This window comes from Sanguibacter sp. Z6_81 (assembly GCF_057180625.1).
The window spans coordinates 951,315-965,622 of sequence record NZ_JBXUFV010000001.1 but is presented as its reverse complement, the minus strand read 5'-3'; the positions used below and the strand labels follow the sequence as shown (position 1 = coordinate 965,622).

Below are 14,308 nucleotides of genomic sequence, written 5' to 3'. Positions count from 1 at the left end.
TCCATCGTGCAGTCGTTCTGACCGCTCGCCGGGGCGGGCGTCCGCGGCCATGATGGTCGCAGCGCCCGCCACCCGGCCGGGCCCCAGGAACGGAGACCCGTGGCGTACAGCACCCCCCCGATCGTCGAGGACGTGCCGGACAACCTCCGTGGACCCCGCTCGAGGACGGTCCGCTCCGCTGACGCAGAGGTTCAGTTCCGGCGCCGTGTCACCCGGATCGAGGGCCTGACCATCGCGTCGTGGTGCTCGGAACCCGACCCGGGCCACACGCCCACGGCACGTCCTTTCCTCCTCGTGCACGGTCTCGGCGTCTCGGCCCGCTACTTCCGCCCCCTCGCCGCCCGTCTCGCCCGGCACGGCGTCGTGCACGCCATCGACCTCGCCGGCTTCGGCTCCTCGCCCCGCGTCCTGCGGGACGTCGACATGGCCGCGCACGCGCGCGTCGTCGGGGCGTACGCGCGCCACCACGGGCTCGAGCAGCCGGTGCTCGTCGGTCACTCCATGGGCGGGCAGGTCGTCGTCGAGCTCCTCGCCAGCGACCCGACGATCTCCGACCTCGGCATCCTGCTCGGCCCGACCGTCGACCCCGAGGCGGACACGATGCTCCAGCAGGGCCTGCGCCTCGGCCTCGACTTCCTGCGCGAGCCCCCGCGCGTCGCGCTGACGATCCTCAGCGACTACGTCGTCCGCTGCGGGGTCCTCCACTACGGCCGGCAGCTCAAGCACCTGCTCCGGCACGAGACGGAGCAGCGCGCGACGCAGGTGCGCGCACAGCTCGTCGTCGTGCGGGGCGACCGGGACCCCGTCGCTCCCCTGCGCTGGGTCCGCCGTCTGGCCGACGCCGCGCCCCGCGGCGAGGTCCTCGAGGTCCCCGGCCCGCACGTCGTCATGTCCTCCGCCACGGAGGAGCTCACCCGGATCGTCCTCGAGCGGAGCCGGAGCACGCCGTGAGGTGGCGCGGGCGACCCCGGTCCGTCTCGCACCTCCGCTCGTGGGCGCTCGACTACCGGTACGCCCTCGCCGTGCAGGGCGGCCAGGTGGCGGCGCAGGTCGTCGCGCTGGGCCGGCGTCTCCCCGGGCGGAGCCCGCGCCTCCCCGCGCGGAGCCCGCGCCTCCCCGCGCGGAGCCCGCGCCTCCCCGCGCGGAGCCCGCGCCTCCCCGGGCGGAGCCGGCGGCGGCGTCACGATGACCTCACCTCCGGGACGCGGGCACCGGTCGTCCTGCTCCCGGGCGTCTACGAGACGTGGACGTTCCTCGCTCCCGTGGCCCGCGCGCTGCACGACGCCGGGCACCCCGTGCACGCGGTCCCCGGGCTCGGCATCAACCGGCTCCCCGTCGCCGACGGCGCAGCCGTCGCCGCACGGCTCCTCGACGAGCTGGACCTGCACGACGTCGTGCTCGTCGCCCACAGCAAGGGCGGGCTCATCGGCAAGCTCATGATGGTCCGCGAGGGCGAGCCGCGGCGCATCCGCGGCCTCGTCGCGGTGAACACGCCGTTCGGCGGGTCGAGGTACGCGACCTACCTCGTCGGCCGGACGCTGCGGGCGTTCGCGCCCGACAACCCGGACCTGCTCGACCTCGCCGCGCAGGCCGACGCCAACGCCCGCATCACGTCCGTCTACGCGGAGTTCGACCCGCACATCCCCGACGGCAGCGCCCTGGCCGGTGCGACGAACGTCGAGCTCCCGCTCGCCGGCCACTTCCGGCCGCTCGCGGATCCCCTTCTCATCGACACGGTCGTCCAGGCCGTCGCCCGCACAGCGGAGTGACGTGCCCGTCGGGGAACGGGCTCCACGCGCCTGGGCCCCGCTCCCCGACGGGCGGTGTCAGACGACGTCGCGGCGACGGAACGCGAGCCACGCGATCGTCACGAGGACCATGAGGATGGCGGTCAGCGTCACCGCACCTTGCGTGAGCGACACGGACCGCTCGACCCACTCGCACACACGCTCCCCGGCGACGACGCTGCAGTCCTCCGTGCTGTACCGGGCCTCGCCCTCGGCCAGAGCCATAAGGTTGAGTCGCAGGAGGTACGGCTGGAGACTGTCGACGAGCGACCCCAGCAGGCCCTCGACCACCACGACGTACCCGATGACGATCCCGATCGCCGCGGCGGTGCTGCGCACCAGCGCCCCGAGCGCGGCACCCATCACGGCGCTCCCGACGACGAGGAGCAGGACGCGCAGCCCGCTCGCGGCGACCTCCGACCAGACGTCCGAGGTCATCGACCCCACATGCCCGTTGAGCGAGTAGGCGAGCCAGGCCGCCCCGATCGTCACCGCGAGCAGCGCGAACGCCACGGGCAGGGTCGCCGCCGCCGCCGCGCCCATCTTGCTGAAGAACACCCGGGTGCGGCGCGGTTCGAACGTCAACCAGTTGCCGATCGAGCCCGTCGTGAACTCCGCGGCGACGAAGCCCACGCCCACGAGCAACGCTGCGAAGGCGATCGGCAGCGCGAGGATCGGCAGGATCCCGGGTGCCTCCTCGGCGAACGTCGGCGGCTGCCACGTGTAGTACTCGAGCCTGGGCTCCATGTCGTCGCACCCGTAGTCCGCCGACGGGTCCACCTCCTGGGTGAGCTCCTCCTGCTCCCGGCAGTCGGCGATCCGTTCGTCCTTGTTCTCCTCCCAGTCCTCGAGGTCCAGCTCGAACTGGGCCTGCGCCATCGCCAGGTCTGCCTCGGGGACGGGCCGGGACCCCTCCCACAGGCTGAAGACCGCCAGGGCGACGACCGCCAGCACACCCAGGGCCGCGACCCGGGTGAGACGACGACTGAGGAACCGGTTCGTCTCGACCCGCAGGAGCCGCATCACAGCGCACCCCCCTCGGTCTCGGAGTGCCTCGGCGCAGGGCCGCCCGGGGGTGGCGGCGACCCGGTGCCCGCACCGTGCGGCAGGTGCGTGCCGGGACCCTGGCCCGCGGTGAGGTCGAGGAACACGGACTCGAGCCCGGCGCGCACGGGCACGAGCTCGTTGACGTACAGCTCGTGGTGCGCCAGGCGCCGGGTGATGTCCGCGGCGTCGGACGCACCGTCGACGACGAGCAGCCCGCCGTCCGCGCGGACCGTCAGCCCGGCATCCGTGAGCACGCGCGCCGCCGCTGCGAGATCAGCGACACCCACCCGCACGGTGAGCGCGGCGTGCGCTCCGGCACCGATGATGTCCGCGACGGTGCCGCTGGCGAGCAGCTGGCCGCGGCCGATGATCGACACGGTGTCCGCGACCTGCTCGACCTCGCCGAGGATGTGACTGCTCACGAGCACCGTCTTGCCCCGCTCCGCCAGCCCGCGCATCGTCGTGCGGATCTCCCGGATCCCCGCAGGGTCGAGGCCGTTGGTCGGCTCGTCGAAGATGAGCAGGTCGGGATCCTTGAGGAGGGTCGCGGCGATCGCCAGGCGCTGCTTCATGCCCAACGAGTACGTCCGGTACGTGTCCTTCGCACGGTCCGTGAGACCGACGTCGTCGAGCACCTTCCCGACGGCCGCTGACGGCGCACCGATGGCGCCGGCGAGGAGCTCGAGGTTCTTGCGGGCGCTGAACGTCGGGAAGAACTTGGGCTGCTCGACGATCGCCCCGACCCGGTCGATGACCGCCGGGAGTGCGTCGGGCACCTGCTCGCCGAAGATCGTCATGGTTCCCGAGTCCGCACGGATGAGTCCGAGCAGCATGCGGATGGACGTCGTCTTGCCCGAGCCGTTGGGCCCGAGGAACCCGTGCACACCCCCGAGCGGCACATCGAGGTCGAGGCCCTGGACGGCGACCTGCCGGCCGTGCCTCGTGCGGTAGGTCTTGCGCAGCCCGCGCGTGCTCACGGCGAGGGTCGCCGGGTCCACGTCAGGCGCCACGAACGTCGTCCTCATGCGTTCTCCCAGGTCAGCGGCACGTGTCGCTGCGCCCGTGCGCCGCTGACCGTCGTGCCAGTGGGAGCCTAGCGACGGGCGCAGCGCACTGTCTGTAGTCCTCTGGGGGGACTCGTCTCAGCCGGACGACGAGGATCCGCGGCCCGCCGGGGCCGTCGGACGGACGACCTGCGACGGGCTCGCGTTCCTCGCGCCTGGCCCCGGGCTAGGGCCTGCGGCGCCCACGGCGGGCCACGACGACCGCGCCGACACCCAGGACGAGCAGGGCCAGACCGGCGGCGAGGAGCAGCTTCGCCTCGACGCCCGTGAACGCGAGCGGGCCCGAGGGGGCCGTCCTCACCACGGGCGCTTCGGTCTGCGGCCGGGGAGCCGTGCTGACCGGTGGCGGGTCGAGGGGCGCGACAGGCGTCGTCTCGACGGGGACGACGGCCGCGGTGACCCCGAGGACCGCCGCGTCCGTGTAGAAGCCCCCGAACGCGTTGCTGAAGAACGCCCGGTAGACGCTCCCGTCGTCCTCGACCGCAGCCGTCAGGGTGAGCACCGGGGACGTGGCCCCCGGGACGTCCGTCCACACCCCGTCGACGTTCCGTTGCCACTGCACGGTGGGAGCGGGGTCGCCCGTGGCCGCGGCGAGGAAGCTCGCGTCGGCCCCTGCGACGACGGTGGTGTCCTCCGGGTGGGTGACGACCTGGACGACGGTCCCCGCCGCCGACTCGTCGCCGGCGGCCTGGTCGGCGACGAACGACGCGACCCAGGACATCGCGGAGTTCCAGTTCACGGTGATCTCGTTCGTCGACCACGACTGGATGTCGTCGACGTAGCACGCCTGGGGGGCGCACATGCGGTCCGGCCCGTACAGGCCGCTGATCACCGGGTCCCACGTCCCGGCGTTCGAGTTCGGTCCACCGGACACGGACCCGCGAGGCGGGTTCGGCAGGGACGGCTCGAGCGAGTGGGAGAACCACCGGCTGTGCTGGTTCTGGGAGTACACGTCTCCGTAGCCCGTGATGTACGAGTTGTTCAGGGCGTTGCGGCCCAGCAGGTAGTCCATCGACTCGAGCACGCCGTCGGCGAACCGCTGGTCGCTCGTGAGGTCGAACGCGGTACCCAGGACCACCTGGTTGTTGAGGATCGCGCTGTTCGAACCCCAGTCGTAGATCCCGTCCACGCCCGGGTACGCCGTCCCGAACGGCTCGTCCTGCTGCCAGGCGAGGTACCGCTCGGCTGCGTCGACGACGCTCTGGCGGATCTCGGTGCGTCCGGGGATGTCGGACTCGACCGTCGCGAGGTCGAGGCGCCCGAGCGCCGCGGTCTCGAACCAGTTGAACCCGCCCGCCGTCCAGATGTCCGCGGTGTTGTGCTCGCTGGCGAGCACGTGGTCCTCGAACTCCTGGTCACCGGTGGTGAGGAACAGCTCGGCTGCGGCCCAGTAGAACTCGTCACCGACGGAGTCGTCGTCGTACGGGCCGCTCCCGGGGCTCGGGTCCGCGTTGGGCGCGGGCGCGAACAGGTCCGGGGTCGCCAGCGCTGCGTCCCACGCGACCTCGCCCGCGGCGAGGAGGTCCGCCGCGAACTGTGCGTCGTAGTCCGCCCAGAGCCGCGCACCGTGCGCGGCGACGGCGGCGAAGTTGAGCGTCGCCGCGGTCGACGGGCGGTGCAGGTAGCGCGCCTGCGGGTCGTCGGACGGCAGGAGCGGCAGGCCCGTCCAGTCGGCGTCGGCGACCTTGTGGTGCACCATCCCGGCGTACATCGTGGCGTCCGCGGGGACCTGCATCTTCATCATCCACTCGAGCTCCCAGCGGGCCTCGTCGAGGGGGTCCGGGACACCGTTGCTGCTCTCGTCGAGCGGGATGTTCAGGGTGCCGTCGCCGAGGTCCGCATCAGCCCCGGTCGGGCTGTAGAGCGTGCGCTCGTACGTGCTGAGCACCTGGGCGACGGCGATGCCGCCGTTGACGACGTACTTGCCGTGGTCGCCCGCGTCGTACCAGCCGCCCGTGACGTCCGCGACGTAGTTGCACGTCCAGTCCCCGTACATCCAGTACTCACCCTCGGTGGCGGGCGTGAGGCAGGGGACGCCGACGTCGCCCTGGTTGGCGCTGCCCGCGTCCGGTGCACCCAGGTGACCCGCGGGGCGGGTGTACTCCTCGGCGTCCGGCTGCCCGACCATGACCGAGCCGTCGATCGCGATCCCGCTGCGCGCGGGGTAGAAGTAGTTGAGCGCGTCGTACCGCAGCTGCTGGTAGATGTCCGCGTCGATGACGAACGGGTAGCTCTCCTCGCCGTCCGCGACGAGCGTGTACGTGCCGGGAGCGCTGATCGCACTGAAGTCGATCTCGTGGACGTTGAGGCCCGCGGTCTCGTCGACGCCGGCCGGCGTCGACGTGCCGGACCCGGCGAGGTCTCCGGCGTCGTCGCGCAGCTCCCACGCGAGCGCCTCGGTCGCGTCGGTGACGAGCGTCGCCTGCTTGGGCCCCTCGGGGAGGTAGCCGACCTGGTTGACGCGCACGCGCGGCCCGGTCTCGGGCGTGTAGGGCTCCGCCACGGTCCCGCTGCGCAGGGAGACGTTGTCGAGGCAGAAGGTCCACGGCGCCGACGCGCCACCCACCTGGAAGGCCACCTCGCCCGTCGGCGGGTCCTCACCCTCCGCCTCCGGGAACCCGGCCGCGGCGGTGAACGTGTACTCGTACGACGTCAGCTCGTCGGTGAGCGTGGGGTTCTGCTCGTTGATGATGTCGTACGGCGGGTCGTCGTCACCGACGACGACCCGGACGGGCCGTCCCGTGGACGAGCTTGCGTCGAAGGACACCGTGTAGGTGGTGCCCGGCTCGATGGTGATGCCGCTGACACCGACGATCTGGTCCCACCGGTTCGTCGTGCCGGGCTCGAGGTCGACGCACAGGGCGCCGTCGACGACACCGCGGCTCGTCGCGCCGGTTCCGGTCACGTAGAACGGCTCGGCTGTCCCGTCCTCGAAGTCACCACCGACGACCTGCTCGGTGGACGCGCTCGTGATCGAGAAGTTGTCGATGCAGAGGGTGTACGGCTGGGCCTGCGCACCGAGCTGGAGAGCCACGTTCCCCGTCGTGGTCGTCCAGTCGTCGGCGAGCGGCGACTGTGCGTCCTCGCTCGCCACCGGCCAGTCCGCGGGCGAGAAGGTCACCTCGACGGGCTGCGGGGTCGGTGTTCCGTCGAGGACGACCTGGCTCTGGAACACGGCGGGGTACGCCGGGCCACCCTGCAGCGGGATGGTCACGGCGGCGCTCGCGTGGGCGTCGAACGAGACCGTGTAGGTGAGGTCGCGGTCGTAGGTCACGCCGTCGTGCTGGGCGGCGATGTCCCACGGGTTCTCGCCGCCCGCGACGTCGACGCAGAGCTCCTCGTCGACGACGGACGCCTGCGCGGACCCGGAGTTCGCGTACGTGAACCACCCCTGGGCATCACCACCTGCGAAGTCGTGGACCGACTCGACGGGGCTCGCGAGGGCTGAGGGGGTCGTCAGCGTCGCGAGCACGAGTGCAGCGAGGGAGGCACCCCCGATCCGGGCGGGGTGCGCGCGAAGCGCCTGGGGCAGGGAAACCACGATGTCTCCAAACGATGATGAGAGCGCTCCCAGGCCGGGCATCGTCGCACGGCGGAGAACAGAACATCTGCACGCTAACAGCAAAAATCGCCCATGGATATAACCGGAGGCGCTTCCAGTCCCCGGTCGACGGTCTCGCACCAGCGGCCGCCGGACACAGCACGAGGCCGCCGCCCCTCCGGGCGACGGCCTCGTGCTGCGTCTCGTGCTGTTCCCAGGCGACTACAGCATCGCGGACCGCCGGCGGTGCCGGGCGACGAGCGCCGCGCCGCCACCGGTCAGCAGCAGCGCCAGCAGCGCGGCCTGTGCTGCCTCGGCGCCGGTGAACGCGAGGAACCCGCCGTCCGAGGTGACCGGTGAGGCACCGACGCCCGCGCCGAGGGGGGCGTCGACGTCCGCGCCGGGGGCAGCGCCTGCGCCACCGTCGGTGCCGCCGCCAGTGCCGGGAGCCGGGGCGACCGGCGTCTCGGAGACGACGAGCGACGCGGTGAGCTGCGTCCCCGTCTGCAGGCCCGTGAGCACCACCGGGTACTCCCCGGCAACGTCCGGCGCCGTGAGGTCGAACGTGGCGACGCCGTCGATGACGTCGGCCTGCCCGATCGGCTCGCCACCGATCGTCGCGACCACCTGCCGGTCACCGTTGAGCGCGGACGTCGACGCGGTCACGGCCTGGCCGGGGGCGGCAGGCGACGGGTCGACCGCGATCGTCGCCGCTGCGCTCAGCGCCGCGAGGTCGCCGTCGAGCCCCAGAGCGTTCATCGTCGTGAAGAACGTGTCCGTGTCGTCCGTGAGGCCGGCGACGTTCGCAGCCCCGGGCCCGTACGCCGCGATCGGCACCGACGCGCCTGTGTGCTGCTGCGAGCCGCCCTCGGGCGAGGTGCCGTAGGCCACGATCATCTCCTGGCCCTCCTCGGTGAGCAGGTGGGTGCTGAGCCCGGGCGGGGTGGAGCCGACGATCTGGCTCGAGTGCGAGTGGTCGGCGGTGATGACGACGAGCGTCTCGCCGTCGGCCTCAGCGAACGCGATCGCTGCCTGGACGGCCTCGTCGAGCTCGAGCGTCTCGCCGATCTGCCCGCACGCGTCCGCGGCGTGGTCGCGCTTGTCGATGCTCGCGCTCTCGACCTGGAGGAAGAAGCCCTCGTCGCCGGCGTCGAGCAGGTCGATGGCCTTGTCGGTCATGGTCCCGAGCGCCGTCGCCGGGTTCCAGTCGGGATTCTCGGTGCAGCTCACGGCGGGCAGGTCGCCGCCGCCCTCGGTGGCGGCGGGTCCGACGTAGCGCACGGGGAAGTTGCCCCCCGTGAAGAGGCCGAGGACGGGAGCCGTCTGGTCGGCGGCCGTCACGCCGGCGAGCGCCGCCGGGTCGGTGAGGTACGTATAGCCACGGTCGGCCGCCTGCGCCTCGAGGGTCTGCCCGGTCCACGGGCCGCCCGCGGCGGTCTCGCTCATCGTGGCGTTGCCGCCACCGAGCACGACGTCGGCACGTGCGTCGAGGAGCTGCTCCGTGATCGAGCCGAGGCCCCCGTTCTCCTTCGCGAAGGAGGGGCAGTTCTTCGTCGTGGCGGTCGGCCCGTAGCACCCGCGCTTGTTCACGTGCGCGAAGAGCGCGGCGGGCGTCGCGTCCTGGATCTCGGAGGTCGACACGTTCCCGGTCCGCAGCCCGTTCGCCTTCGCGATCTCGAGGAGCGTGTCCTGGGGTGTGTTCGCGACGTCGACGGACAGCGCGCCCGTGTACGTCTTCGTCCCCGTCGCCCAGGCGCTGGCCGTGGAGGCGGAGTCCGGCACGTAGTGGACGTCGCCCTCGGGCGTGAGGTCGAACGTCGTCTTCTGACCCGTGACCAGCAGCGGGTCGAGACCGGGCAGCGTCCCTGCCGCACCCCGGGCGTAGTTGCGGGCGACGGTGATCTCCGACGCACCCATGCCGTCACCGATGATGAGGATGACGTTCTTGGCGGGGCCGTCGAGCAGCGCGGCCCGGACCGCGTCGGTCTTGTCCCCGTCGTTGCGCACGGCACCTCCGTGGTCGCTCTCGGCGGCGAGGGCGAGGGACGGCACGGACACGAGGCTCAGCGCGCTCACGGCGACGAGGGAGAGCCGGACGGCCCGCCCCCTCTTGCCAGCAGTAATAGCCATGATTCCTTCCGAAGCGTGGTCGTAGCGGCCGCATCTGGGGCCCGGACCAGACAAACCCAGACGAACGACGCGTGGATGAACGCAGGGTGAGCAGCGTCTGGCAGGGGGACGACGGGACAGTGCGACGACGAGGCAGGGCGACGACGAGGCAGCGCGACGACGAGGCAGCGGCCGGCCTGCGTGTCGCCACCCCGGCGCACCTACCCTGGACACGTGCCCTCCTCCACACGTGACCTGGCCATCCGGCCCGCCCGCACGAGCGACCCCGCCGAGGTCGACCGGCTGTACGAGATCTGCCTGCGCACCGGCGCCCACGGCGGTGACGCGACTGCACTCACCGAGCACCCGCGGCTCGTCGGCGACGTCTACCTCGGGCAGTACCTCGCGCTCGAGCCCGACCTGGCGTTCGTGCTCGTCGCCCAGCGGGGCGGGCGCGACGAGGTCCTGGGGTACGTCGTCGGCGCGCGGGACTCGGCGGCCTTCCACGACCTCCTGGTCGAGCGATGGTGGCCGGGCGTCCGCGAGCGCTACCCGGCGTCGGGCACCTGGACCGCCTTCGACGCGGACCTCGTCGCGACCCTGCACCGCGACGAGCCGCCGCCCACGGTTCTCGACCGCTACCCGGCGCACCTGCACATCGACCTGCTCCCCGCCGCACAGGGCGGCGGTCACGGGTACCGGTTGCTCACGGCGCTGTTCGACGCGCTGGGCGGGCTCGGCGTGCCCGGCGTGCACCTCGGTGTCTCGGCCCGCAACCCGCGCGCGGTGCGCTTCTACGAGCGGGTCGGGTTCGAGGTCCTCGAGTCCGACGTGGACGGGGCGCTGCTCGGCCTGGCGCTCGGGCCGTAGGCGCTCGGCTCGGGCCGTAGGCGCTCGCCGCGGGCCGGCGCTCGGGCCGTAGGCCCAGAAGGGCGGGCGCAGCGGTGCCGGTGCAGCGGTGTCGGACCGCCCCCGTATGGTTCGGGGAACGGCAGCCCGCCGACCTGAGAGGCCCTTTCGTGTTCGTTCTGGATGACGTCCTCGTGTGCAGCGCGACCGACCTGGCGCTCGCCGCCACGTGCGAGTTCGCGCTGCTGCGCACCCTCGACGAGCGGTTGGGACGGTCGACCGACGCCACGGTCCGCGCGGTGGACGCGATGCTCGAGCGCACCGCGGCGCTGGGTTTCGCGCACGAGAAGCGCGTGCTGCAGCGCCACCTCGAGACGTTCGGTCCGCACGTGCCCGGCGAGGCCGTCGTCGAACCGGCCGGGGACGCCGACGCTGGGCGTGGCGTGGTCGCAGGCCGTGGGGTCGTCGTCCTCGAGAGCGGTGGCGCGCCGGAGTCCGTCGCGGCCCTGCACCGTGCGCACGAGCGCACCGTCGCGCTGCTGCACGACGGCGCCGACGTCGTCTACCAGGGACTCCTGTTCGACGGCCGCTTCATGGGCCGGCCCGACTTCCTCGTCCGGGAGCCCGACGGCTCGTACACCGTCGAGGACACGAAGCTCGCGCGCCGCGCCAAGGTCACCGCGCTCCTGCAGATCGCCGCGTACGCCGAGCAGCTCGGCGCCGCCGGCATCGAGGTCTCGCCGCACGTGCGGCTCGTGCTCGGCGACACGAGCGTGTCCGAGCACGCCCTCGCCGACGTCGTCCCCGTCTACCGCGAGCGCCGCGCCCGCCTCGAGGCGCTGCTCGACGAGCACCGTGCCGCGAGCGGACCCGTGCGCTGGGACGACCCGCGCTACCTCGCCTGCGGGCGGTGCGAGGTGTGTCAGGTCGAGGTCGAGGCCCACCGGGACCTGCTGCTCGTCGCGGGGCTGACCACGGTGCAGCGCACACGGTTGCGTGCCGACGTCGTCACGCCGGACGGCACCCTGATCCCGGGCCTCCGGACGATCGAGGACCTCGCCGCGAGCGACCGGGAGGTCGCGGGCATCCCCTCCCGGACGCTCGCGACCCTGCGCCGGCAGGCGCAGCTGCAGGTCGCGCAGGACGGCCGGCCACCCCACCCCGACGGCACCCCGGACGTCCGCGCCGTCGTCGTGAGCACGGTCCCGCTCGCCGCCCTGCCGGCACCCGACCCGGGCGACATCTTCTTCGACTTCGAGGGCGACCCCCTGTGGGCTGCGCCCGGGTCCGGGGAGTGGGGGCTCGAGTACCTCTTCGGGCTCGTCGAGGGCGACACCGGGGAGTTCCGGGCGTTCTGGGCGCACGACCGCGTGGAGGAGGAGAAGGCGCTGCTCGACTTCTTCGCGTACGTCCGCGAGCGCCGGGCCGCGCACCCGGGGATGCACGTCTACCACTACGCGCCCTACGAGAAGACGGCGCTCGGCCGCCTCGTGGGCCGGTACGGCGTGGGCGAGACGGACCTCGACGACCTGCTGCGCCACGGGGTGCTCGTCGACCTCTACTCGACCGTCCGGCAGGGCATCAGGGTGTCCCAGCCGTCGTACTCCCTCAAGAAGCTCGAGCCGTTGTACATGGGCGACGACCTGCGCAACGCCGAGCTCGCGACGGCCGCCGACTCCATCACCGAGTACGCACGGGCCTGCGACCTGCGCGACCGCGGCAGGGAGACCGAGTACCGCGAGGTGCTCGACCTCATCGCCGAGTACAACGCCTACGACTGCCGGTCCACGCGGGGCCTGCGGGACTGGCTCCTCGAGCAGGCCGTGGCGCACGGGATCACCGTCGGGGTGACCGACACGGGCGCCGAGCCCGTCGCCGTGGAAGAGCCCGACCCGGTGAGCACCGCGCTCCTCGCCGCAGCCGCGCCCACCCGGGACGACGGCGCCCGGACCTACGACCAGCAGGCGTTCGCGATGCTCGAGGCCGCCCTGGGCTACCACCGGCGCGAGGACAAGCCGTTCTGGTGGGCCCACTTCGACCGGCTCACGGCCCCGCCGGACGAGTGGGCACAGACCCGGGACGTGCTGCTCGCCGAGGACGCGAGCGTGAGCCGCGACTGGTTCAAGGAGGGCTCGCAGCGGTCGTTGCGCCGTGAGCTGCGGATGGTCGGCAGGCTCGCGACCGGCAGCACCATCGGGCCGGGCGCGAGCGTCTGGTGCATCTACGACGCGCCCGTCCCCGACGGCCTCGAGGTGCCGCCGGGCGCCGTCCGGCAGGTCACCGGGTCCTCGACCGTCGTCGTCGTGGAGACCGACGAGCAGGGCCGCGACGTCGTCGTGGTGGCCGAGGTCCTCAAGAAGGGCCTCGAGCCCTACTCCGAGCTCCCGATGGCGATCGGGCCGGGCAGCCCCGTGCCCACCGGGCCGCTCGAGGTCGCCGTGCGCGAGATCGCCTCCGACGTCGTCCGGCGTCTCGGCCACACCGGGGAGCGGGACGCGCAGGCTCTCACCGCGCACCCCGGGCTGGACATCCTGCGGCGTCTGCCACCGCAGCTCAAGGTCGACGCGCCCCTGCCCGCCGTCGGCGAGGGTCCGAGCGCATACATCAGCGCGATCACCGACGCGGTCCTCGACCTCGACCGCTCCTACCTCGCGGTCCAGGGTCCTCCCGGCACCGGCAAGACGTACGTGGGGGCGCGCGTCATCGAGCGCCTCGTGAAGAAGGGGTGGCGCGTCGGCGTCGTCGCGCCGTCCCACTCCGCGGTGGAGCACCTCCTCGACAAGGTCGTCGAGGCCGGGGTGCCGCCGTACCGGGTCGGCAAGGAGATCCGCGACGACGACCCCCGCACGTGGACCGTGATCGGCGCCAAGAAGCAGGCGAAGTTCATCGCCGACCACCGCGGCCACGGGTTCGTCGTCGGAGGGACCGCCTGGGACTTCACGAACATCAAGAAGGTCGAGCGCGGAGAGCTCGACCTTCTCGTCGTCGACGAGGCCGGCCAGTTCTCGCTCGCCAACACCCTCGCGGTGTCCGTCGCGGCACACAACCTCCTGCTCCTCGGCGACCCCCAGCAGCTGCCCCAGGTGAGCCAGGGCAGCCACCCCGAGCCCGTCGACGGGTCCGCGCTGGGCTGGGTCGCCGAGGGGCACGACGCCCTGCCCGCGGACCGCGGCTACTTCCTCGAGCGCACGTGGCGCATGCACCCCGAGCTCTGCGGACCCGTCTCCCGCCTGTCCTACGACGGCGCGCTGCAGCCGCAGGAGACCGTCACCGCTGCGCGCCACCTCGAGGGTGTGCCGCCCGGGGTGCACCTCGTCGAGGTGGAGCACACCGGGAACTCCGTCGAGTCCGTGGAGGAGGCCGAGGAGGTCGTGGAGCAGGTACGACGGTTCCTCGGGCTGCCGTGGACCGGCGGACCCGACGCCGGAGCGCGGCCGCTCACCCAGGACGACATCCTCGTCGTCGTCGCCTACAACGCCCAGCGTGCGCTCATCGAGAGCGCCCTGCGCGCGGCGCGGCTGGGTGACGTCCGCGTCGGCACCGTGGACAAGTTCCAGGGCAAGGAGGCGCCCGTGGTCATCGTGAGCATGGCCGCGTCCGACGTCGCGGAGGTCCCACGGGGCATGGGGTTCCTGCTCTCCCGCAACAGGATCAACGTCGCTGTGTCACGCGGGCAGTGGGCGTCCGTCGTCGTGCGTTCCCCGCAGCTCACCGACTACCTGCCTGCGACGCCCGAGGACCTGTGCCAGCTCGGCGCCTTCATCGGGCTATGCGCGGCCGGCCGGGGTGCACGGACCGGCGCCGACCCGGCACCGGTTCCGTGACCCGGCGGTGACGGGCTCTGACCTCTGGTGAAACTCCTGCGGCCGAGCACTAGCGCTGTCGCCCGATCCTGTGTAGTGTCAGGACCG

At 72.7% G+C, this 14,308-nt stretch carries 8 protein-coding genes; 4 read left to right on the top strand and 4 right to left on the bottom strand.

Annotation, left to right across the window (positions count from 1 at the left end):
• The first annotated feature begins 99 nt into the window (after positions 1-99).
• Positions 100-951: an alpha/beta fold hydrolase gene (locus AC2AXK_RS04565; protein ID WP_484344145.1), complete on the top strand. Its 852-nt coding sequence runs from the start codon at positions 100-102 to the stop codon at positions 949-951.
• Complete coding sequence (locus tag AC2AXK_RS04560; protein ID WP_484344144.1) at positions 948-1,769, top strand: esterase/lipase family protein; 822 nt, start codon at positions 948-950, stop codon at positions 1,767-1,769. Before AC2AXK_RS04565 ends, AC2AXK_RS04560 begins: the two co-directional genes overlap by 4 nt.
• 57 nt (positions 1,770-1,826) lie before the next feature.
• Here the strand turns inward: AC2AXK_RS04560 and AC2AXK_RS04555 are convergent, their stop codons facing one another.
• The 4 genes from AC2AXK_RS04555 to phoA all read right to left on the bottom strand — a co-directional run bounded on the left by AC2AXK_RS04555 (position 1,827) and on the right by phoA (position 9,569).
• Entirely contained in the window at positions 1,827-2,810 is a 984-nt protein-coding gene (locus AC2AXK_RS04555) for an ABC transporter permease subunit (protein ID WP_484344252.1), read from the bottom strand.
• Positions 2,810-3,859, bottom strand: a complete 1,050-nt coding sequence (locus AC2AXK_RS04550; protein ID WP_484344143.1) for an ABC transporter ATP-binding protein — start codon at positions 3,857-3,859, stop codon at positions 2,810-2,812. Before AC2AXK_RS04550 ends, AC2AXK_RS04555 begins: the two co-directional genes overlap by 1 nt.
• Before the next feature lie 205 nt (positions 3,860-4,064).
• Positions 4,065-7,439 (bottom strand): glycoside hydrolase family 9 protein, encoded by a 3,375-nt coding sequence (locus tag AC2AXK_RS04545; protein ID WP_484344142.1) that lies wholly within the window; start codon positions 7,437-7,439, stop codon positions 4,065-4,067.
• A 222-nt stretch (positions 7,440-7,661) separates the two neighbouring features.
• On the bottom strand, positions 7,662-9,569 hold the full coding sequence (gene phoA, locus AC2AXK_RS04540; RefSeq protein ID WP_484344141.1) for an alkaline phosphatase: 1,908 nt from the start codon (positions 9,567-9,569) through the stop codon (positions 7,662-7,664).
• A gap of 213 nt (positions 9,570-9,782) precedes the next feature.
• Here phoA and AC2AXK_RS04535 point away from each other — a divergent pair, with 213 nt between their 5' ends.
• Both AC2AXK_RS04535 and AC2AXK_RS04530 read left to right on the top strand, forming a co-directional pair.
• Entirely contained in the window at positions 9,783-10,418 is a 636-nt protein-coding gene (locus tag AC2AXK_RS04535; RefSeq protein ID WP_484344140.1) for a GNAT family N-acetyltransferase, read from the top strand.
• Between the two features lie 149 nt (positions 10,419-10,567).
• Positions 10,568-14,221 carry a TM0106 family RecB-like putative nuclease gene (locus AC2AXK_RS04530; protein WP_484344139.1) on the top strand — a complete coding sequence of 1,218 codons (3,654 nt, stop codon included), beginning with the start codon at positions 10,568-10,570 and terminating at the stop codon, positions 14,219-14,221.
• The last annotated feature ends 87 nt before the right edge of the window (positions 14,222-14,308 follow it).